The 20,917-nt window shown below is 65.3% G+C and carries 18 protein-coding genes; 10 read left to right on the forward strand and 8 right to left on the reverse strand.

Annotated elements, in window-relative coordinates; translation table 11 throughout:
• Window positions 1-10: 10 nt before the first annotated feature.
• The 3 genes from STE01S_RS13350 to murI all read right to left on the reverse strand — a co-directional run bounded on the left by STE01S_RS13350 (window position 11) and on the right by murI (window position 2,831).
• Window positions 11-700 carry a nitroreductase family protein gene (locus STE01S_RS13350; protein ID WP_003043671.1) on the reverse strand — a complete coding sequence of 230 codons (690 nt, stop codon included), beginning with the start codon at window positions 698-700 and terminating at the stop codon, window positions 11-13.
• Window positions 697-1,917, reverse strand: a complete 1,221-nt coding sequence (hemA, locus tag STE01S_RS13355; RefSeq protein WP_003043669.1) for a 5-aminolevulinate synthase — start codon at window positions 1,915-1,917, stop codon at window positions 697-699. The genes STE01S_RS13350 and hemA overlap by 4 nt, the downstream gene beginning before the upstream one ends.
• 107 nt (window positions 1,918-2,024) lie before the next feature.
• Window positions 2,025-2,831 (reverse strand): glutamate racemase, encoded by an 807-nt coding sequence (gene murI, locus STE01S_RS13360; RefSeq protein WP_062768414.1) that lies wholly within the window; start codon window positions 2,829-2,831, stop codon window positions 2,025-2,027.
• Window positions 2,832-2,957: 126 nt separating this feature from the next.
• Here murI and plsY point away from each other — a divergent pair, with 126 nt between their 5' ends.
• The 5 genes from plsY (at window position 2,958) to topA (ending at window position 10,074) form a co-directional block, all read left to right on the forward strand.
• Window positions 2,958-3,560, forward strand: a complete 603-nt coding sequence (gene plsY / locus STE01S_RS13365) for a glycerol-3-phosphate 1-O-acyltransferase PlsY (protein ID WP_062768417.1) — start codon at window positions 2,958-2,960, stop codon at window positions 3,558-3,560.
• Complete coding sequence (dprA, locus tag STE01S_RS13370) at window positions 3,557-4,642, forward strand: DNA-processing protein DprA (protein WP_062768419.1); 1,086 nt, start codon at window positions 3,557-3,559, stop codon at window positions 4,640-4,642. Before plsY ends, dprA begins: the two co-directional genes overlap by 4 nt.
• A gap of 89 nt (window positions 4,643-4,731) precedes the next feature.
• Window positions 4,732-6,300, forward strand: coding sequence for a VWA domain-containing protein (locus STE01S_RS13375; protein ID WP_255265955.1), 1,569 nt, complete (start codon window positions 4,732-4,734; stop codon window positions 6,298-6,300).
• Between the two features lie 120 nt (window positions 6,301-6,420).
• Window positions 6,421-7,416, forward strand: a complete 996-nt coding sequence (locus tag STE01S_RS13380; RefSeq protein ID WP_062768422.1) for a hypothetical protein — start codon at window positions 6,421-6,423, stop codon at window positions 7,414-7,416.
• Between the two features lie 102 nt (window positions 7,417-7,518).
• Complete coding sequence (gene topA, locus STE01S_RS13385; RefSeq protein WP_062768425.1) at window positions 7,519-10,074, forward strand: type I DNA topoisomerase; 2,556 nt, start codon at window positions 7,519-7,521, stop codon at window positions 10,072-10,074.
• A gap of 33 nt (window positions 10,075-10,107) precedes the next feature.
• Here the strand turns inward: topA and STE01S_RS13390 are convergent, their stop codons facing one another.
• From STE01S_RS13390 to lepB, 4 genes are read right to left on the reverse strand one after another with little or no spacing between them, the layout of a single operon-like run.
• Window positions 10,108-10,449, reverse strand: a complete 342-nt coding sequence (locus STE01S_RS13390) for a hypothetical protein (protein ID WP_062768428.1) — start codon at window positions 10,447-10,449, stop codon at window positions 10,108-10,110.
• Between the two features lie 8 nt (window positions 10,450-10,457).
• Window positions 10,458-11,351: a GTPase Era gene (gene era / locus STE01S_RS13395; protein WP_062768431.1), complete on the reverse strand. Its 894-nt coding sequence runs from the start codon at window positions 11,349-11,351 to the stop codon at window positions 10,458-10,460.
• The gene (gene rnc, locus STE01S_RS13400; RefSeq protein ID WP_003043654.1) at window positions 11,348-12,031 is read right to left on the reverse strand and encodes a ribonuclease III; all 684 of its coding nucleotides are present in this window, start codon (window positions 12,029-12,031) and stop codon (window positions 11,348-11,350) included. The genes era and rnc overlap by 4 nt, the downstream gene beginning before the upstream one ends.
• Window positions 12,028-12,906 (reverse strand): signal peptidase I, encoded by an 879-nt coding sequence (gene lepB, locus STE01S_RS13405; RefSeq protein ID WP_003043651.1) that lies wholly within the window; start codon window positions 12,904-12,906, stop codon window positions 12,028-12,030. Before lepB ends, rnc begins: the two co-directional genes overlap by 4 nt.
• A gap of 205 nt (window positions 12,907-13,111) precedes the next feature.
• Here lepB and pgi point away from each other — a divergent pair, with 205 nt between their 5' ends.
• The 3 genes from pgi to STE01S_RS13420 all read left to right on the forward strand — a co-directional run bounded on the left by pgi (window position 13,112) and on the right by STE01S_RS13420 (window position 17,151).
• Window positions 13,112-14,617: a glucose-6-phosphate isomerase gene (pgi, locus tag STE01S_RS13410; RefSeq protein WP_082813336.1), complete on the forward strand. Its 1,506-nt coding sequence runs from the start codon at window positions 13,112-13,114 to the stop codon at window positions 14,615-14,617.
• A gap of 113 nt (window positions 14,618-14,730) precedes the next feature.
• Complete coding sequence (gene gor, locus STE01S_RS13415) at window positions 14,731-16,077, forward strand: glutathione-disulfide reductase (RefSeq protein ID WP_062768434.1); 1,347 nt, start codon at window positions 14,731-14,733, stop codon at window positions 16,075-16,077.
• A 57-nt stretch (window positions 16,078-16,134) separates the two neighbouring features.
• Entirely contained in the window at window positions 16,135-17,151 is a 1,017-nt protein-coding gene (locus tag STE01S_RS13420) for an NAD-dependent epimerase/dehydratase family protein (protein ID WP_062768436.1), read from the forward strand.
• Window positions 17,152-17,193: 42 nt separating this feature from the next.
• On the opposite strand, the gene STE01S_RS13425 is transcribed toward STE01S_RS13420, so the two are convergent.
• The gene (locus STE01S_RS13425; RefSeq protein WP_062768439.1) at window positions 17,194-18,603 is read right to left on the reverse strand and encodes a helix-turn-helix domain-containing protein; all 1,410 of its coding nucleotides are present in this window, start codon (window positions 18,601-18,603) and stop codon (window positions 17,194-17,196) included.
• A gap of 127 nt (window positions 18,604-18,730) precedes the next feature.
• Here STE01S_RS13425 and STE01S_RS13430 point away from each other — a divergent pair, with 127 nt between their 5' ends.
• A complete protein-coding gene (locus STE01S_RS13430) occupies window positions 18,731-20,263 on the forward strand; it encodes an acyl-CoA carboxylase subunit beta (protein WP_058811566.1) in 1,533 nt (510 codons plus the stop codon).
• 103 nt (window positions 20,264-20,366) lie between these two features.
• A complete protein-coding gene (gene mce / locus STE01S_RS13435; RefSeq protein WP_062768442.1) occupies window positions 20,367-20,807 on the forward strand; it encodes a methylmalonyl-CoA epimerase in 441 nt (146 codons plus the stop codon).
• Window positions 20,808-20,917 lie beyond the last annotated feature (110 nt).

Here is a 20,917-nt window from a genome sequence, read left to right on the forward strand (position 1 = left end):
ACGCTTGCGATCAGTCGTCGAAGCCGACGAAACGCACCGCCTCGTCAACGGTTTTGCGGTTCGATACCACGGCGTTGGCGGGAAACGCCTCGTCGGGCCAGCCCATGGCGACGCAGATCATGATGACCTGATCGTCGGGGATTTGCGCATGTTCGCGCACGACCGGGCTCTGCATGATGCCTTGGCTGTTGATGACGCACCCCAGCCCGCGCGACCAGGCGGCGTTGACCAGCGCATTGGTCACCGCCCCGCAATCGAAAGGCGCGATATCGCTGCCGAGCAGCACCCGGTCATAGGTTACGACGATGCTGACCGGCGCGTCGAACTGGCGAAAGCCGCGCAGCACCCAATCCTGCCGCGCATCCTTGTCGTCGCGCGCAATGCCCATCGCCCCGAAGAGCTGCTTCGCGATTTCGATCTGCCGGAAGCGATGCTCCTCGGCGATGCCGTCGAAACGGCGAAACTCGCGGCTGTCGGGCTTGCCGGCGAGAATGCCGTCGGTGTTGCCCTGGCGGATGGCGGCGAGCGCATCGCCGGTGACGACCGAGAAATTCCAGCACTGGTTGTTGAATGACGAAGGCGCGCGCATCGCGACGCCGATGATTTCGGCGATCAGTTCGCGCGGAACGGGCTTGTCGAGGAAGCCGCGGATCGAGCGGCGGCCGCGAACGACCGCGTCATACGCTTCGGCTTCAGTCACGCGGCGATTTTGAATTCGAGTTCGAGCCGGCCCCAGATTTCGACCAGCGCCTGCGTCAGCTCGCGCATCATCGCTTCGTCATGCGCCGGGCCGGGCGTGAAGCGCAGCCGTTCGGTGCCGCGCGGCACGGTCGGGAAATTGATCGGCTGCACATAGACGCCATATTCGGCGAGCAATATGTCGCTGATCTTCTTGGCGCGCACCGGATCGCCGACCATCAGCGGGACGATGTGGGTCACCGAATCCATGACCGGCAGGCCGGCATCGCGGAAACATTGCTTGAGGTAAGCGGCGGCGGCCTGCTGCGCATCGCGTTCCTCGCTCGACCCCTTGAGGTGGCGGACGCTGGCGAGCACGCCAGCAACGAGCACCGGCGACAGGCTGGTCGTGAAGATGAAGCCCGGCGCATAGCTGCGGATCACGTCGACGATATTCTTGTCGGCAGCGATATAGCCGCCCATCACGCCGAACGCCTTGCCCAGCGTGCCTTCGATGATGGTCACGCGGTGCGCGGCTTCGTCGCGTTCGGTGATACCGCCGCCGCGCGGGCCGTACATGCCGACCGCATGGACTTCGTCGCAATAGGTGAGGGCGTTATATTTGTCGGCGAGGTCGCAGATCGCGTGGATCGGCGCGACGTCGCCGTCCATCGAATAGACGCCCTCGAACGCGATCAGCTTCGCCGCGTCGGGATCGTCGGCGGCCAGAAGCTCCTCGAGATGCGCGAGGTCATTATGGCGCCAAACGCGCTTTTCGCAGCCCGAGTTGCGGATACCCGCTATCATCGAGGCGTGATTGAGTTCGTCCGAATAGATGATGCAGTTCGGGAGCAGCTTGCCGAGCGTGCCGAGCGTCGCTTCGTTCGAGATATAGCCCGAGGTGAAGAGCAGCGCGCCTTCCTTGCCGTGCAAATCGGCGAGTTCGGCCTCGAGATCGATGTGATAGTGCGTGTTGCCGCCGATGTTGCGCGTGCCGCCCGATCCGGCGCCGACGTCGTGCAGCGCTTCTTCCATCGCGGCGATAACCTTGGGGTGCTGGCCCATGGCGAGATAGTCGTTCGAACACCAGACGGTGATCGGCTTCGGCCCGTTGTGCCCGGCAAAGCATCGCGCGTTGGGGAAGGCCCCCTTGTTGCGCAGAATGTCGATAAAGACGCGGTAACGGCCTTCTTCGTGAAGGCGGTCGATGGCCCGGGCGAAAATATCGTCGTAGTTCACTTGCATGCCCCGCAGTTTCGGGTGCGCGGCCCCCGCCGGCGCGATAACCGGGCGGCAATACGCGCGATTTTCCGTGAAATCCAGTGCGAACGATTCGCAGAATTGGGTCAAATTGTCTCAATTCGCCCGATGCCATACGGCGCCAGCGCGGCCAGCGGCGGGGGCGGGCGATCGTCGCTGCGCGTGAAGACCGCAATGCCGGGCGCTGCCGTCTTGGGCCACGCCTGCCCTTGGGTGAGGTGCGCGATCCGCCGCGCAATTCCCGTAGCGCCGTCGATCAGCGTGACGCCGGCTCCGGCCGCTGCCTGCAATTCGTCCTGCAGCAGCGGGAAGTGGGTACAGGCCAGGACGATGACGTCGATGGCATCGCCGCCCGCCTGATCGGTCAGCCCGGCGAGCGCGCGTGCAATCGTGGCGGGATCGACCGGATCGCCGCGTAGCTTGCCCTCGGCGGCGGTGACGAGTTCGGGGCTGCCGTGGCGAAGCACGGTCTTGTCGCGCGCGAATTTGGCGCTGAGGTCGTCGACATAGGGCTGCCGCACCGTCGCCTCGGTCCCCAGCACGCCGATCACGCCGCTGCGCGTCAGTTCAGATGCGGGCTTGATCGCGGGCACGGTTCCCACGATCGGCAGGTCGAGCGCCGCGCGAACATGCGCTAGCGCGATGGTCGATGCCGTGTTGCAGGCGATGACGGCGAGCCGGGGATGGTAGCGTTCGACCAGCCGGCCGAGCAGCGCCGGCACACGCGCCGCGAGTTCGGCATCGCTTTTCTTGCCATAGGGCAGGCCGGCATAGTCGGCGGCATAGACGATCGGCGCCGTCGGCAGCAGCGCGCGCGTCGGCCCGAGGACGGTCAGTCCGCCAAGGCCGCTGTCGAAAAAAAGAATGGGCGCGTCGGGCGCGGGAGTCTGCATGCGAGCCGGTTAGCATGCGCCCGCCCGGCGTCAATCCGGTCCGTTCCGGCACCCACATTCATCGAATCCATTGATTGCCCACTGCAACATCGCCACAATATTCCCGAACCAACGCCCGGGAGCGCCATGACCATCTTTCTGTTGACCGCCGCAGGCTATCTGCTCGGCTCGATTCCGTTCGGCGTCCTGCTGACGCGCGCGTTCGGCGCCGGTGATCTGCGGCAGATCGGATCGGGCAATATCGGCGCGACCAACGTGCTGCGCACCGGGCGCAAGGGGCTCGCCGCGGCGACGCTGGTCCTCGACGGCGCAAAGGGGGCGGTCGCGGTGCTTCTCGCGCGCCATTTCGTTCCGCAGCTCGGCGATCATGCCGCGATGATCGCGGGTGCGGCGGCGATGATCGGCCATTGCTACCCGGTCTGGCTGAAGTTTCGCGGCGGCAAGGGGGTTGCGACATTGCTCGGCCTCGCGCTGGCGCTCGCCTGGCCGATCGGGCTGGTGTTCGCGGCGGTGTGGCTGGGGACCGTGTTGCTGCTGCGCATTTCGTCGCTCGGCGGAATGGCGGGAGCGGTCGCGGCGCCGGTGGCGGCGCTTGCCTTGGGCTATCCGGTCTATGCGGTCGGCCTCGCCGGTCTGGCGGTGATCGTGCTGTGGCGCCACCGTGAGAATATCGCGCGGCTGCGCGCCGGAACCGAGCCGCGGGTCGGCGCAAAGAAGGGCGCTGCGTGACGCACGCCGAGCGGCTGGCGCGGATCCGGCTGATCCGCACGCCGCACGTCGGTCCGGTCAGCTGGCACCAGTTGATCCAGCGCTTCGGATCGGGCGAAGCGGCGCTTGCGGCGTTGCCCGAGCTTGCGCTGCGCGGCGGCGGCGGCAGACCGCGCATCGCGCCTGCGGAGCTTGCCGAGCGCGAGATGGCGCGCGTCGCCGACCTCGGGGCGCGGCATCTGTTCCATGACGAGCCCGACTATCCTTCGCTGCTGCGCGAGGCGGAAGGGGCGCCGCCGATCCTGATCGTGCGCGGTGACGCCGCCATGCTCTGCCGGCCGTGCGTCGCAATCGTCGGCGCGCGTAATGCCTCGGCGGTCGCCTGCCGCTTTGCGCGGCAGATGGCGAGCGATCTTGCCGCGCGCGACGTGACCGTGGTCAGCGGCCTTGCGCGCGGAGTCGATACCGCGGCGCATGTCGGCGCGCTCGGCGGTTCGACCGCGGCGGTCATTGCCAGCGGCATCGACATAGCCTTCCCGCCCGAGAATGCCGCCTTGCAGGACAAGATCGGCGCCGACCAGCTCCTCATTTCCGAACAGCCGCCCGGTACCGAGCCGCTCGCGCGGCATTTCCCGGCGCGCAACCGCATCATCGCGGGACTGGCGCACGGAACGCTGGTGATCGAGGCGGCGCCGAAGTCGGGATCGCTGATCACCGCCCGGCGCGCTGGCGACTATGGGCGCGAGGTGATGGCCGTGCCCGGCTCGCCGCTCGATCCGCGCGCGCAGGGATGCAATATGCTGATCCGCGAGGGCGCGACGCTGATCCAGTCGGTCGACGACGTGCTGGAAGCTCTTGGCCCGATCGACACGCGCATGGTGCGCGAACCTGTGCAGCAATATGCCCCCGTGCCGGTGCCGGAGCCGTCGGGCACGCAGGACCGCGATGTCGTGACCGGCCTGCTCGGCCCGACGCCGGTGGCGATCGACGAGATCGTTCGCCAGTCGGGACATCCTGCCGCGTCGGTGCAAATGGTCCTGCTCGAACTCGAACTGGCCGGGCGGCTGGCGCGCCATGCGGGGGCGCGGGTGTCGCTGCTTTAGTGTCCTCAACGGCTCGGCGCGGTTCAGCCACGGTTCAGCGGCGCGGCGACAGGCTGATGATATTGTATAACATGCCGGGGAGTTGGGTGATGCGGAACAGGTTTCTGACAGGTGTGACATTGACGGCGCTGCTGGCTTCCGGTCCGGCGCCCTTGCCGATTGTTGCGGCGCAAGCGGCGGCGCCGGGCTGGAATGGCGGCTTTTGCCGCAATGCCGAGCCGCTGCCGCAGCTCAATCCCGAAACGCGGCCGCGGCCCGTTCCGGCCACCGGCGGCAAGGGCGGTCGCTATGACAGTGTGGCGCCGGTGATGGCTGCGCCGCCGCCCCCGCCACCCCCTGCGCCGCCGCCGCCGCCGATTATGGCGCCGGTCGCCGAAATGGCGCCGCCGCCGGCGGGCGACGTCGTCGTTACCGGTTCGCGCAGCGACGCGAGCGCCGGTGCGGCCGAATCCGCCGCCATGGAAAAGGGATCGTCGGCCGATTTCGATCGCGCACCGGGCGCCGTGATGCCGCCGCGTCCCTATCCGCAGCCGCAGCCGCAGTCGGGCATCTTGACCGCCGGCGAGCATGACGATCTGCTCAATCCGGAACTTTACGCAGCCTATGTCGGGCGCAGCAATCTGGGCCAGCAAATCCGCGACCTGCCGCGCGTCGATACGATGCGCGTGGTGACCGTAAAGGTGAACGATCGTAACGGGCAGCCCATTCCCTTCGCCGATGTCGTGGTGACGTGCAGCGACGGCAACAGCATCACCATGGCGACGCAGGCCGACGGCAGCGCGGTCTTCTTTCCGGGGCTGGACCGGTTGAGCGAACGCATCACGGTGTCGGCGCGCCAGGGCGGGCGGACGATCGCCGACGCGCGTCCGGTGCTCGTCGCCGATGCGCCGGGGGGTCAGCTTGTCGGTCTGACCGCGAGCCAGATGGCGACGAAAGCAACCAAGCTCGACCTGATGCTGGTGATCGACACGACCGGCAGCATGGGCGACGAGATCCGCTATCTTCAGTCCGAACTGCGTTCGATCATCAACGCGATCACGACGCGGCACCGCGACCTCGACATTCGGGTGGGCTTTGTCTTCTATCGCGACCTCGGCGATGATTATGTGACGCGCACTATCGGCTTCGACCGCGATATCGGCCGCGCGCAGGGCGTGCTGGCACAGCAGGAGGCGAACGGAGGCGGGGACTATCCCGAAGCGATGGATCAGGCGATGATCCGCGCGGTCGGACAATCCTGGCGCCCCGATGCGGTCAAATCGCTGCTGCTTGTAGCCGATGCGCCGCCGCACGACGACAAGGTCGGGCGTACCTGGGCCGCCGCCGAAGCGGCGCGCGCCAAGCGTATCCATATCACCCCGGTCGCCGCTTCGGGCGTTGCGGACGAGGCCGAATATGCGATGCGCGCGATGGCCGCAGCAACGCAGTCGCGCTACCTGTTCCTGACCGACGACAGCGGCGTGGGCAATCCGCACGCACCGCCGGCGATCGACTGCTATCTCGTGACCCGGCTCGACGCGCTGGTACGCCGGGTGATCGACAGCCAGATAAGCGGCCGCCGCATCGAACCCGACAAGGACGAGGTGATCCGCAGCGTGGGTCAATATGACGGCGGCAAATGCGTGCTTCCCGCCGACTTCAAATGGGACAGCAACTGACGCTCTGACGTCAGCCATTGACACACCCCTGCATCTGACCGATGCAGGGGTGTGGGTTGCGTCGGGAAATCTCCCGTCGCTGGCCTGATTCCGGCCGCGGGAGGTCGGAGGTTTATTTTCATGAAAAAATTGCTGTCGGCCATCGCCCTTGCGGCGATGCTGTTTCAGCCTGTCGTCGTCGCTGCGAAGGATCAGGAACCCGTCAAGATTTCAGGGCCAGCCAATGCAAAGGGCGTGACAACGGTCACGATCGGCGCCTTCAACGTCGGCTTTATCTTTGAATCGACCGACCAGATCAAGAAGACGGGAGGTCTGATGGGTGCCTTTGGCGGCACAACCAAGGCCAAGAGCGAACTGGTCGGTGTCACGCCGGAGATGATGCAGGCCATCACCGATGCCGCCTATGCCGATTTCGTGTCGCAGTTGGGTGCGCGCGGCTATGTCGTTCAATCTGCCGCCGACCTGTTCGGCCATGCGGCCCTCGCAAAGACCAAGTCGCTGGAAGCGCCGCTCGACGTCAATATTGCGCTCGAGAAGGGCAGCAAAGGCAAGGCGACCTATTACAAGCCGAGTGCGCTCCCGTCGCTGTTGATGATCCCGGGCGACTTTACGGGATCCGGTATGAGCAGCATGGGGATCAATATGTCGGCGGGGCAGGCGAATATGGCCCTGTCCAATTACGCCAAGCAAACGGGCGTCGGCGTGATCGATGTCGTCTATCTTATCGACTTTTCGGATCAGAAGCGCCCGGGCTTTTTCAGCTTCGGCGGCGGGGTCAACGTTAACAGCGGCCTGTCTGTCAGCGCGGACTATTCGCGCATGACGCTTATTGCCCCGTCGGGCAAGCAGGCGGTCATTACGGTCAAGGCCCCCATCGGCGTCGAAGGCGAGTTCATCGACAAGAGCGATGCATCGACCGGCACCGAAAAAGCCGTGCAATCGGCTGCCAATGTGGCAGGCGGCCTTGCAGCGGCAGCGAACATCGGCCTGCCGATGTTCGGCAAAACGCGCAAGTTCCAGTTCACCGCAAAGCCGGGAAATTACGAGGAGGGCGCGGCGAAAGCAGCGAGCCTGGCAAGCGAATTGTTGCTGGGAAGACTTGGCGCATTGCGTTGATCCCCGACGGCGGGCGCTCTATTTCCCCTCTTGACGGAGGGGAGCGGCGCCCGCCACCCTCGCGCGTACGTACGTAAGAGTTTTCGGGGAAACGAATTTTCGATGCAATTGGTGATTGTGGAATCGCCCGCCAAGGCGAAGACGATCGAGAAATATCTCGGCCGCGATTTCAAGGTGTTGGCAAGCTATGGCCACGTCCGCGACCTGCCGCCCAAGGACGGCTCGGTCGATCCGGATGACGGTTTTTCGATGGAGTGGCAGCTCTATCCCGACAAGGCAAAGCGACTGAAGGATATTCAGGATGCCGCGAAGCAGGCCGACCGTCTGATTCTCGCGACCGACCCCGATCGCGAGGGCGAAGCGATCAGTTGGCACGTGCAGGAATTGCTACGCCAGAAAAAGGCGCTGCCGCAAAAGGTCGACCGCGTGACCTTCAACGCGATCACCAAGCAGGCGGTGACCGATGCGATGGCGCATCCGCGCGGCCTCGACGACGATCTGATCGACGCGTATCGAGCGCGGCGCGCGCTCGACTATCTGGTCGGTTTCACCTTGTCGCCAGTGCTGTGGCGCAAGCTGCCCGGCGCCAAATCGGCGGGCCGCGTCCAGTCGGTGGCGCTGCGCCTCGTCGTCGAACGCGAACGCGAAATCGAAGCCTTTGTTGCGCAGCAATATTGGTCGATCACGGGCCAGTTCGAAATGGGCGGCACGCCGTTCAAGGCGCGGCTCGCGCGCTGGCGCGGCGACAAGATCGAGCGTTTGACGATCACCAACGAGGCCGATGCGCGCGCCGCCGAAGCCGACGTGAAGGCGGGGCATTTCACCGTCGACAGCGTCGAAACCAAGCCGCTGACGCGCAATCCGCCGCCGCCCTTCACGACATCGACCCTGCAACAGGAAGCCGCGCGCAAGCTGGGGTTCTCGGCCAGCCACACGATGCGGGTTGCGCAGGATCTCTATGAGGACGGCGCGATCACCTACATGCGTACCGATGGCGTTCAGATGGACGGCAGCGCGATCAGCGCCGCGCGGCGGGCGATCGCCGACCGCTACGACGGCGGCTATGTTCCCGATCAGCCGCGCCAGTATCAGACCAAGGCGAAGAACGCGCAGGAAGCGCACGAGGCGATCCGTCCGACCGATTTCGGCAAGGACAAGGTCGGCGGCGGCGATCATGCGCGCCTCTACGATCTGATCTGGAAGCGTGCGCTGGCGAGCCAGATGGCCTCGGCGCGGCTCGAACGCACCAGCGTCGACCTGAGCGACGGAACAGGCAAGACAATGCTCCGCGCGACCGGTCAGGTGGTGAAATTCCCCGGCTTCCTCGCGCTCTATGACGAAAGCCGCGACGACAGCGCCGACGATGAGGACGCGCGCCTGCTTCCCGCGATGGCAAAGGGCGACGCACCGGCCAAGACCGGCGTCGAGGTCGAAGCCCACGAGACGCAGCCGCCGCCGCGCTATTCGGAAGCGAGCCTGGTCAAGAAGATGGAGGAACTCGGCATCGGGCGCCCGTCGACCTATGCCTCGATCCTCCAGGTGCTCAAGGACCGCGCCTATGTGCGCGTCGAAAAGAACCGCTTCCTGCCCGAAGAGAGCGGGCGGCTGCTCACCGCCTTCCTCGAGCGCTTCTTCGGCCGCTATGTCGAATATGATTTCACCGCGGGGCTCGAAGAAGAGCTCGACGATGTCTCGGGCGGCCGCGCCCAGTGGCAGGCGGTGCTCGAACGCTTCTGGCGCGACTTCAAGCCGCGCACCGGCGAGGTGATGGAGCAGAAGCCGTCGGAAATCACCGCGGCGCTCGACGAATTTCTCGGCCCCTATCTCTTCCCCGACAAGGGCGACGGCAGCGATCCGCGCGTCTGCCCGAATTGCGGCACCGGGCGGCTCGCGCTGCGCGGCGGAAAGTTCGGTCCGTTCATTGCGTGCAGCAATTATCCCGAGTGCAAGTTCACGCGCAAATTTGCGCAGCCGGGCGGCAGCGACGGCGCCGACGCCGGCCCCGAAACGCTCGGCACCGATCCCGAAAGCGGGCTCGAGGTGACGAAGCGCAGCGGCCGGTTCGGACCGTACATTCAGCTTGGCGACGGCAAGGAGGCGAAGCGCTCGTCGATCCCGAAGGATATTCCGGCAGAGGATTTCGATCTGGACTATGCGCTGCGGCTCCTGAGCCTGCCGCGCGACGTCGGGACGCATCCCGAAAGCGGCAAGCCGATCGTCGCGGGGCTGGGGCGCTATGGTCCCTATCTGCTCCATGACGGCAAATATGCGAAGCTGACCGGCACCGCCGAAATCTTCGACATCGGCATGAACGCGGCGGTGGCGCGTATCGCCGATGCGGCCAACGGCGGCGGTCGCGGGCGCGCCAAGGCCGAGCCATTGAAGACCTTCGGCCCGCACCCGACGAGCGGCGGCGAGATGAAGCTGATGGCCGGACGCTTCGGGCCTTATGTGACCGACGGCACGACCAACGCGACGCTGCCCAAGACGGTCGAGCCCGAGGCGCTGACCGTCGAGGAAGCCGTCGCCCTGATCGACGCGCGTGCCGCAAAGGGGCCGGCGAAGGGCAAGAAGAAGGCGCCCGCGAAGAAAGCTGCCGCTAAAAAGCCCGCCGCCAAGAAGGCGCCGGCAAAGAAGAAGGCCGCGAAGGACGCGTGATGTTGCTTGGGCGACCGGCCCAAGCTCCATCGCTTATCCCGCGCAGGGCGGATCGGCGGCGCGGAAGGCGTGCTGGGCGACGTCGTCGTGACGAACAAGGCGGATTTTCGATCCGCTATGGCAATGCGCGTTGGCGGGCAGCGCGACCGTCGCCTGCTGCAGGCTGTTGACGCGCACGACGGCCTGCTCCGGCTTGCCGGGCCGCGTTTCGATCCGCATGACTTCGCCGGCGACGAGATGGTCCTTGCCGCTGCTCGCGAAACGGTCGCGCTCGATGACGAGCGCGATCAGCACGGCGATGAGCAGATAGGCCTGCCAATAGCGGAAGACCGCTCGGAACCGGTCGCCAGGGGTGTTGAAGGGGTCGTGCGCCATATCGCCGCTCAATCGACCCAGTCGAGGCCCATGTCGCGATAGACGCCGCGGTCCTCGTCCCAATTTTCCTTGACCTTCACGTGCAGGAAAAGGTGGACCTTGCGGCCCATCAGTTCGGCGAGCTCGGCGCGGGCTTTTGCGCCAATTTCTTTGATGCGGGCGCCGCCCTTGCCGAGGACGATCGCGCGCTGGTTGTCGCGCGCGACAAAAATCTGCTGGTGGATTTCGGCACTGCCGTCGGGACGGGTCTTGAACAACTCGGTTTCGACCGTCGACTGATAGGGCAATTCCTCATGGAGCTGGCGATAGAGCTGCTCGCGCGTGATTTCGGCCGCGAGCATCCGCTCGGGTGCGTCGCTGACTTCATCCTCGGGGAAATGCCACGGTCCTTCGGGCATCAGCGCGGCAAGGTGCGCCTTGAGCTCGAGCACGCCGTCGCCGCTGCTCGCCGCGATGAAGAAGGTTTCGTCGAAGGCGAGCCGGGCATTCAGCTCGGTCGCGATGGTGAGCAGCTTGTCCTTCTTGGTCAGATCGACCTTGTTCAGCACCAGATATTTCTTCTCGGGCCGGTTCGCGACTCCTTCCAGCACGCGTTCGACACGGCCCGTCAGCTTGGCCGCGGCGTCAACCATGACAAGGATGGCTTCGGCTTCCTCCAGGCTGCCCCACGCCGCGGCGACCATCGCGCGGTCGAGCCGGCGGGTGGGCGCGAAGATGCCCGGCGTGTCGATCAGGATGATCTGCGTGTCGCCGTCCATCGCAACGCCCATCAGGCGGGTGCGCGTCGTCTGCGCCTTGGGGCTGACGATGGCGACCTTCTGGCCGACAAGGGCGTTGACGAGGGTCGATTTGCCGGCGTTCGGTGCGCCGACGACCGCCACGAAACCGCAGCGCTGGGTCATTTTACGTCTTCCTGGGTCAAGATTTCGAGCAGGGCGGTGGCGGCCGCCTTTTCGGCGGCCTGCTTCGAGGGGCCGTCGCCTTCGGCCTCGGCGAGCTTGCCGATCGCGACGGCGACGCGGAAGCGCGGCGCGTGGTCGGGGCCGTCGCGGCGGACGAGGCGATATTCGGGGGGCTTGCGCTTGCGCGCGAGCGCCCATTCCTGGAGCGCCGCCTTGGGATGTTTGGGCGCGGCGACCTGGCCTTCGATCATGCTCCCCCAATTGCGGACGATGAATGCCCGCGCGGCGTCCTGGCCAAGGTCGAGCCACAGCGCGCCGATCAGCGCTTCGAGCACATCGGCGGCGATATTGTCGCTATGCCGCCCGCCGTCGCCGATCGCCTGCGCGCCGAACCGGACATGCGCGGTAAGGTCGAGCGCTTGCGCGATCCGTGCGCACGTTTCGCCCGACGCAAGCGCGTGCAGCCGCGACGACAATTCGCCCTCCGCCGCTTTCGGAAAGCGGGCGAACAATTCGGACGCAATGACGAGTCCGAGCACGCGGTCGCCCAGAAATTCCAGTCGCTGATAATCGCCCGCACCGCTGCTGCCGTGGGTCAGCGCCTCGCGGTAGAGGCCAAGGTCGCGGGGCGTTGCGCCGGTGATGGCGGCAAGTGTTTCCGCGGATACGCCTTCGTTCAAAAGCCTTCCCCGGCGCGGTTCCAGCGGGCGGCGGTGAACCAGCTGATCGGGTTGATCCAGCTTGCCGACCCGTCGGTCGAGAACATCGTCACCAGCGCATGGCCAACAAGATTTTCCTCGGGCACCAGCCCGATGCCTTGACCCTCGACGGCGGGGAAGCGGCTGTCGGCGCTGCGGTCGCGATTATCGCCCATCAGGAACAGATGGCCGGCGGGCACGGTCACGGGCGCGGTATTATCCTCGGGGATCGAGGTGATATCGAGGATCGCGTAGCTCTTGCCGCTGGGCAGCGTTTCCTTGAAGCGCTTGTAGCGGCACTGACGCTGGCCGTTCGCGCCGATCTCTTCGAACTCGGGCGAATAGCAGGGGAGGGTGCCGTTGGCGCGCGAGGCGTCGATCATGTTCTGCGTCACCGGAATGACGAAATCGGCCATCGGTTCACGCTTCAGCGGCTTGCCATTCAGCCAGACGATGCCATCCTTCACCTGGATCGTGTCGCCGGGCAGGCCGATCACGCGCTTGATATAGTCGTTGTCGTTGACCGGCGGCGCCTTGAACACGACAACGTCGCCGCGATCGGGCGTACGCGCGAAAATGCGGCCGGGGATCAGCGGCACGCTGAACGGCAGGCTGTATTTCGAATAGCCGTAAGCCATCTTGTTCACGAGCAGATAGTCGCCGATCAGCAGGCGCGGCTGCATCGATTCCGACGGAATGTTGAAGGGCGACAGAAAGAAGCTGCGAAAGATCAGCACCGCGATCGCGAGCAGCGCGAGAAAGCGGATCGTGTCGACCGCTTCTTCCTTGGCGGAAACGGGCGCGGGTTCGGGTGTCGCGGGGGCGGGCTTTTCGGCGGGTATGCTGGCATCGGTCATGGGGGCGCATTGACGGTGAATAGGTCTGCGCGTCAAGCAAATATCGGCGGATGACGCTGGTATGGGCGCTCCTGCACGCTTATGAGGTTGGCGAACCCTATCAACCCCGTTCGCGTCGAGCGTCGTCGGGATGCCCATCCGTAAGGCACCTTGCCGATGGACGGCTCGACCGTGTCCGATACGAAGGGGCAGCAAGGAATATTCGATGACCACGGCCGCAAACGCATGGCAGGCGCTCGCCGACTGGCAGCCCCAAACACTTTCCGACCTTGTGCTTGCCGATCCCGCGGCGCGTTTGCAGGCGCTGGTGCGCAGCGTTGCCGATATCCGGTTCGATTTTGCCAAGACGCACCTCGATGCTCCGGCGATTGCGATTTTGAACCGGATGGCCGAGGCGCAGGATTTCGCGGGGCGCCGCCGCACGCTGTTTTCGGGCGGGATCGCCAATCCGAGCGAGGACCGTGCCGCCGAGCATAGCGCCGAGCGCGGCGACGGCGCGCCGGAATCGGTCCACCGCGCGCAGATGCTGCACCAGCGGATGCGCATGCTGATCGACGCGATCGAGGCCGATGCGTTCGGCGAAATCCGCCATTTGCTCCACATCGGCATTGGCGGGTCGGCGCTCGGCCCCGACCTCTTGATCGATGCGCTGGGGCGGCATGGCTCGCGCTACGACGTGGCCGTCGTCTCGAACGTCGATGGGGCCGCGCTCGCCGAGGTCTTCGCCAAATTCGACCCGGCCTATACGCTCGTGGCGGTTGCGTCGAAAACCTTCACGACGACCGAGACGCTGCTCAACGCGGCCTCGGCGCTGCAATGGCTCGAGGAGGCGGGCGTCGATGATCCGGTCGGGCGTTTCATCGCGCTTACCGCCAACCCCGAACGCGCGGTCGAATGGGGTATCGACGAAACGCGCATCCTGCCGTTCAGCGAGACCGTCGGCGGGCGCTATTCGCTCTGGTCATCGATCGGTTTTCCAGCGGCGCTGGCGCTCGGCTGGGACGCCTTCCAGGACATGCTCGAAGGCGCGGCGGAGATGGACCGCCATTTCCGGCTTGCCGACGGCGCCGACAATATCTGCCTGCTCGCCGCCTTCGCCGACCAGATTTACGCCAACCGGCTAGGCTGCCAGACGCGCGCTGTCTTTGCCTATGACGAACGCCTGCGGCTGCTGCCCGCCTATCTGCAACAGCTCGAAATGGAATCGAACGGCAAGCGGGTGACGCTCGACGGCGCGCCGCTCGCGCAGCAGAGCGCGCCGATTACTTGGGGCGGCGTTGGCACCGACGCGCAGCATGCGGTGTTCCAGCTTCTGCATCAGGGCACACATCTGACCCCGGTCGAATTCGTCGTCGCGCGCGAACCCGATCATATCCTCGACGATGCGCACCACGAAACGCTGGTTGCCAACTGCATCGCACAAGGCGCGGCGCTGATGACCGGCCGTGCGAGCGAGGACGGCGCGCGCGCCTATCCCGGCAACCGCCCGTCGACGACGATCCTGCTCGAACAGGTGACGCCGCACAGTCTGGGCGCGCTAATCGCCTTCTACGAGCATCGCGTTTTCGCCAACGCCGTGCTGCTCGGCATCAATCCCTTCGATCAGTTCGGGGTCGAGCTGGGCAAGGAAATGGCGAAGGGGCTGGCCGAAGGTACGGTGCATTTCGATCCGGCGACCGAAGCGCTGATGCAGGCCGCGCTGGGGGACTAGGGTCAGAACCCGAAGCGATCACGCCGATCCAAATATTCGATTGGCAAGACGGCGCGGCGTAACCACATAGACGTCCGCCGCGAATGTCAGCGACAAGTGTCAGAGGTAATTCCATGAGCGATTTCGACTATGACCTGTTTGTCATCGGCGCCGGGTCGGGCGGCGTTCGCGCGAGCCGGGTCGCGGCGTCACACGGCGCGCGCGTTGCGGTCGCCGAGGAGCATCGGGTCGGCGGCACCTGCGTCATTCGCGGCTGCGTGCCCAAGAAGCTGCTCGTCTATGGGGCGCACTTTGCAGAAGATCTGAAGGACGCGCGGCATTTCGGCTGGGACGTTCCCGATTGCCATTTCGACTGGCAGCGGCTGCGCGACAATGTGCTGAGCGAAGTGACGCGTCTCGAAGGTCTCTACGGTCAGACGCTCGATAATCACAAGGTTACGGTCCTCAAGACGCGCGCGACCGTCGTCGGTCCGCAAAAGGTACGGCTCGCCGACGGGACCGAACTCACCGCCGAACGCATCTTGGTGGCAACCGGAGGCTGGCCCTTCGTCCCCGAATTTCCGGGCAGCGAACATGCGATCACGTCGAACGAGGTGTTTCACCTCGACAGTCTGCCGAAGCGCGTGGTGATTGCCGGCGGCGGCTATATCGCCAATGAATTTGCGGGCATCTTCAACGAATTCGGCAGCAAGGTGACGATCGTCAACCGCGGCGACGCGATCCTGCGCGGCTATGACGAGCAGATCCGCGACCGTCTGCTCCAGATTTCGATGACCAAGGGGATCGAATTCCGCTTCAACGCGCCTTTCAAGTCGATCGAGAAACAGGATGACGGATCGCTGATGGTCCATCTCGAAAATTGCGATCCGATCGCCGCCGATGCGTTGCTCGTCGCGACCGGTCGGGTACCGAACACCAAGGGGCTGGGTCTGGAAGCGGCGGGTGTCGAACTCGACAAGGATGGTGCGGTCAAGGTCGATGACAATAATCAGTCGTCGGTGCCGAGCATCTATGCCGTCGGCGACGTGACCAATCGTATCCAGCTGACGCCGGTGGCGATCCGCGAGGGACAGGCGTTCGCCGACAGCGTCTTCGGCGGCAAGCCGACGACGGTCGATTATGCCAATGTCCCGAGCGCGGTGTTCAGCCATCCCCCGATCGGCGCGGTCGGGATGACCGAGGCAGAGGCGCGCAACAAGCTGGGCGCTGTGCGCATCTATACCAGCGATTTCCGGGCGATGAAGAATGTCCTCGCCGGCCGCAACGAACGGGCGCTGTACAAGATGGTCGTCAATGCGGCGACCGATCAGGTCGTCGGCCTTCATATGATCGGCCCCGACGCGCCCGAAATTTTGCAGGCCGCCGCGGTCGCCGTGAAGGCGGGGCTGACCAAGGCCGACTTCGACGCGACGATCGCCCTGCACCCCAGCATGGCCGAGGAACTGGTGCTGCTGAAATAAGCGGCGGCCACGCGGCCTATCTGCTATTCTTCGCAAATGCGGCGAGGAGAGGTGCAGATGACGGGCACGATATTGGTAACAGGCGGCAGCGGCTATATCGCCGGCTTCCTGATCCGGCAGTTGATCGACAATGGCTGGACGGTTCACACGACGGTGCGCAGCCTGAAGCGCGAGGCCGAGGTGCGCGGCTGGCTGGCGGTCGACAACGACCGGCTTCGGTTCTTCGCGGCCGATCTGGAGCATGATCTCGGCTGGGCGGAGGCGATTGCCGGATGCAGCCATGTCGCGCATGTCGCTTCGCCCTTTCCGTTGGGGGTTCCCCAGCACGCCGATGAACTGGTTGTTCCGGCGCGCGAAGGCGCGTTGCGCGCGCTGCGTTTCGCCAGGGCAGCGGGGGTGCGGCGCTTCGTTCTGACCTCGTCGATGGCAGCGATCGCCTATGGGCATGGCGACGGCGGCGGCATCTACAGCGAAGCCGATTGGACGAACCTCGATAATCCGGCGGTCATGCCCTATCCGCGCTCGAAAACCGTCGCCGAGCGCGCGGCGCGCGATTGGGTGGCGGCGGAGGGCGGCGACATGGAATTCGCCTCAGTTAACCCTGCGGCGGTATTCGGCCCGCTGCTGTCCGACGATCTCTCGACGTCGATCGAGGTCGTGAAACAATTGCTCGAGGGCAAGGTGCCGATGTGTCCCGACGTCGGCTTCGGCATCATCGACGTGCGCGACGTTGCCGACCTTCATTATCGCGCGCTCAGCGCGCCGGGCATCCGGGACGAGCGCTATGTCTGTTCGGGGCCGTTCCTGAAGATGATCGATGTCGCCAACATCCTGACCGCGAACCTGGGCGAGCAGGCGCGCAAGGTGCCGACGCGTCGGATGCCCGACTGGCTGCTCAAAGGCTTCGCGATCTTTCGCCCCGAACTCAAGCAGCTCGTCGCCGAGCTGGGCAATGTCCGCGGCGGCGACAGCCGCCACGCGATGGAAACGCTCGGCTGGACGATGCGGACGCCCGAGGAGGCGGTGCTGGCGACGGCGCACAGCCTGCTCGAGCGGGGAATCGTGAAGGTGTGAGCGTCTTCGTCATTGCTTCGCTCTGCTTGCAATGACATTGCGCTAGCCGATGCGGTAGGGCACCACGTCGCGCCGGTCGGGGTCGACCAGGATCGGCCGGTCGCTCGGCGGAAAGGCGCGTTGGTCGCAGTTGTCGCGCGGACAGATGCGGCACGACGATCCGATACGCGTCGCGGCGTGCGGCGCGGTCACATCGACCCCGTCGGCATAGACGAAATCGGCGGCATATTGCGCCTCGCACCCCAGCGCCACGGCATAGCGGCGCGGCGAGCGCGCATAGCTGCCCGACGGTTTTACGAGCCCCTTTGCCATCGACACATAGCGCAGCCCATCGGGTGTCTCGGCGAGCTGGAACAATATGCGGTCGGGGATCGCCGCCGCCTCGTGGACAATCCATAACGGACACGCACCGCCGAAGCGCGCGAATTGCAGGCGGGTGGCGCTGTGCCGCTTGGTAATGTTGCCCGCCATGTCGACGCGGCAGAAGAACATCGGGATGCCGCGCGCGCCGGGGCGCTGGAGCGTCGACAGGCGATGGCACGCCTGTTCGAAGCTGACGCCATAGTCGAGCCGCAGCCGGTCGATGTCGTGCCGCACCGCGCGGGCGCTGGCGCGAAAGGCGGCATAGGGCATCAGCACCGCACCCGCGGCATAATTGGCCAGCCCGACGTGGAGCAGTTGGCGCGCCGCCGCGGTGCGCAGCGGCGACGCCTCGATCACCGCCGCAATCTCGCGCGCGAGCGCCAGCGCGGCCAGCTGGTGCGCCAGCTGGAAGCGGCGCGTCTCGGCGGGCTGCGACGGATCGATGATCAGGTGGCGCATCGTCGCGTCGAAATCGCGCAGCACCTGATGCTGGCGGTAGACGATCGAAATGCCTAGCGCCTCGCGCAGCCGCCGCTCGATCGTCTCGATCGCGGGCGACGGGTCGCGGCCGCGCAGCTGGCCCGCCAGCGTCTCGGCGGCGCGGTCCAGCCGATCGACATAATTGCCCGCGTCGTGGAACCAGTCGCGCACCTCCTCCCACGGCAGGCGGCTGCCCTCGGCGGTGCCGCCGGTCATGGCTTCGTCGATGATCTGGAGCCGCTGGCCCGCGCGGCGATAGGCGGCGTGGAGCGCGACGAACTGGTCGGCGAGCTGCGGTTGCTGGAGCGCGGCGCGCTCAAGCTGTTCGGGCGCCAGCGGTGCGGCGGCGAACAGCGGATCGGCCGCCGCCTCGCGCAGCGCCCCGGCGCGGCGGTCACCGGCATCGGCGGCGACCTCCTCCCATTCAAGCGGGAACAGCCTTTGCAGCCGGTCGAGCAGGGCAGGGGTCAACGGCCGGTCGTCATGCTCGATCTGGCTGAGATAGGATGTCGAAATGCCGATCCTTTCGGCGAAATCGGCCTGCCGAATGCCCCGTTCGGTGCGAAGCTGGCGCAAACGGGCGCCGGCAAAGATGCGTTGGCGGCTCACGAGCCTTCTCCTTTTCTGCGAAGAATAACTACTTTGCAAAATGCGACTTTGCAACTTTGCAAATTCGCATTTGCATAGCGGGCGCCGCGGGCGCAGATGGCAGGCTCCAGAAAACCGGAGAAGCCGAGTGTCCGCCAATATTGCCGAAATGGAACGCCGCCGCGCCGCTGCCGCATTGGGAGGCGGGCAGAAGCGCATCGATGCGCAGCATGCCAAGGGCAAGCTGACCGCGCGTGAGCGATTGCTGGTGCTGCTCGATGAAGACTCGTTCGAGGAGCTCGACACCTATGTCGAGCATGACTGCGTCGATTTCGGCATGCAGGATCAGAAGATTCCGGGCGATGGCGTCGTCACCGGGTCGGGAACGATCAACGGCCGCCTCGTCTATGTGTTCAGCCAGGATTTCACCGTCTTCGGTGGCTCGCTGTCGAAACGACATGCCGAAAAGATCTGCAAGGTGATGGACAAGGCGATGCTGGTCGGCGCGCCGGTCATCGGCCTCAATGACAGCGGCGGCGCGCGCATTCAGGAGGGTGTGGCGAGCCTGGGCGGCTATGCCGACGTGTTCCAGAAGAATGTGCTGGCATCGGGCGTCGTGCCGCAGATTTCGCTGATCATGGGGCCGTGCGCGGGCGGAGCGGTTTACAGCCCGGCGATGACAGACTTCATCTTCATGGTGAAGGATAGTAGCTACATGTTCGTCACCGGCCCCGATGTGGTGAAGACGGTGACCAACGAGGTGGTGACGCAAGAAGAACTCGGCGGCGCGATCACCCATACGACCAAGAGCTCGGTCGCCGATCTGGCGTTCGAGAATGACATCGAGGCGCTGCTCGCGGCGCGCGACTTCTTCGATTATCTGCCCGAAAACAACCGCAGCGGCGTGCCGGTGCGCCCGACGAGCGATCCCTACGACCGCGCCGAGATGAGCCTCGACACGCTGATCCCGCCCAACGCGAACCAGCCCTATGACATGCACGAGCTGATCCGCAAGACGGTCGACGAGGGCGATTTCTTTGAAGTGCAGCCGGCGCACGCCGCGAACATCATCTGCGGCTTCGGGCGCATCGAAGGGCGCACCGTGGGCATCGTCGCGAACCAGCCGCTGGTGCTCGCGGGCGTGCTCGACATCAATTCGTCGAAGAAGGCGGCGCGTTTCGTCCGTTTCTGCGACGCGTTCGAAATTCCGATCGTGACCTTCGTCGACGTTCCCGGCTTCCTCCCCGGCACCGCGCAGGAATATAATGGCATCATCAAGCATGGTGCGAAGCTGCTCTTCGCCTATGCCGAAGCGACGGTGCCCAAGATCACCGTGATCACGCGCAAGGCCTATGGCGGCGCCTATGACGTGATGGCGTCGAAGCATCTGCGCGGCGATTTGAACTATGCGTGGCCGACCGCCGAGATTGCGGTGATGGGCGCGAAGGGCGCGGTCGAGATCATCTTCCGCGCCGACATGGGCGACCCCGAAAAGATCGCGCAGCGCACGAAGGAATATGAGGACCGCTTCGCCAATCCGTTCGTGGCGGCGTCACGCGGTTATATCGACGAGGTCATCCATCCGCATAATACGCGCAAGCGGATCGCGCTGGGGCTACGCAAGCTGCGGAACAAGCAGTTGGAGAATCCGTGGAAGAAGCATGACAATATCCCGCTGTAAATTCCGGTCGTCACCCCGGACTTGATCCGGGGTCCATTCTTCCGGCGCTGATCGAATGGATGCCGGATCAAGTCCGGCATGACGAAGTGAGAGAGAATTTGACATGAAACTGGGCCGCCTCAACCATATCGGCATCGCGACGCCTTCCATCGCCGACAGCATCGTCTTTTACCGCGACGTGATGGGCGCGACGAAGATTCATGAGCCTTTCGACTTGCCCGATCAGGGCGTCAAAGTGTGCTTCGTCGACACGCCCGGAGCGGGCGGGGCGCTCGATGGCACCCAGATCGAACTGATCGAGCCGCTGCCGGGCAACACGTCGATCGCGGGGTTCCTCGAAAAGAACCCGGCGGGCGGGCAGCATCACATGTGCTACGAAGTGCCGGATATTCACGCCGCCAAGGCCGAATTCGAGGCGATGGGCAAGCGCGTGCTGGGCGAGCCGCGGATCGGCGCACACGGGACGTTGATCTTCTTCCTGCACCCCAAGGACATGGGCGGCGTGCTGACCGAGATCATGGAGACGCCGAAGGGCGATCATTGACCCATTTTTCCTCGTCACCCCGGACTTGATCCGGGGTCCATTTTTCCGTCGCTGCGAGGAATGGATGCCGGATCAAGTCCGGCATGACGAAAAGAGAGTAGAGATACGCA

The organism is Sphingopyxis terrae subsp. terrae NBRC 15098 (assembly GCF_001598815.1).
In the GTDB taxonomy this organism is placed as follows: domain Bacteria; phylum Pseudomonadota; class Alphaproteobacteria; order Sphingomonadales; family Sphingomonadaceae; genus Sphingopyxis; species Sphingopyxis terrae.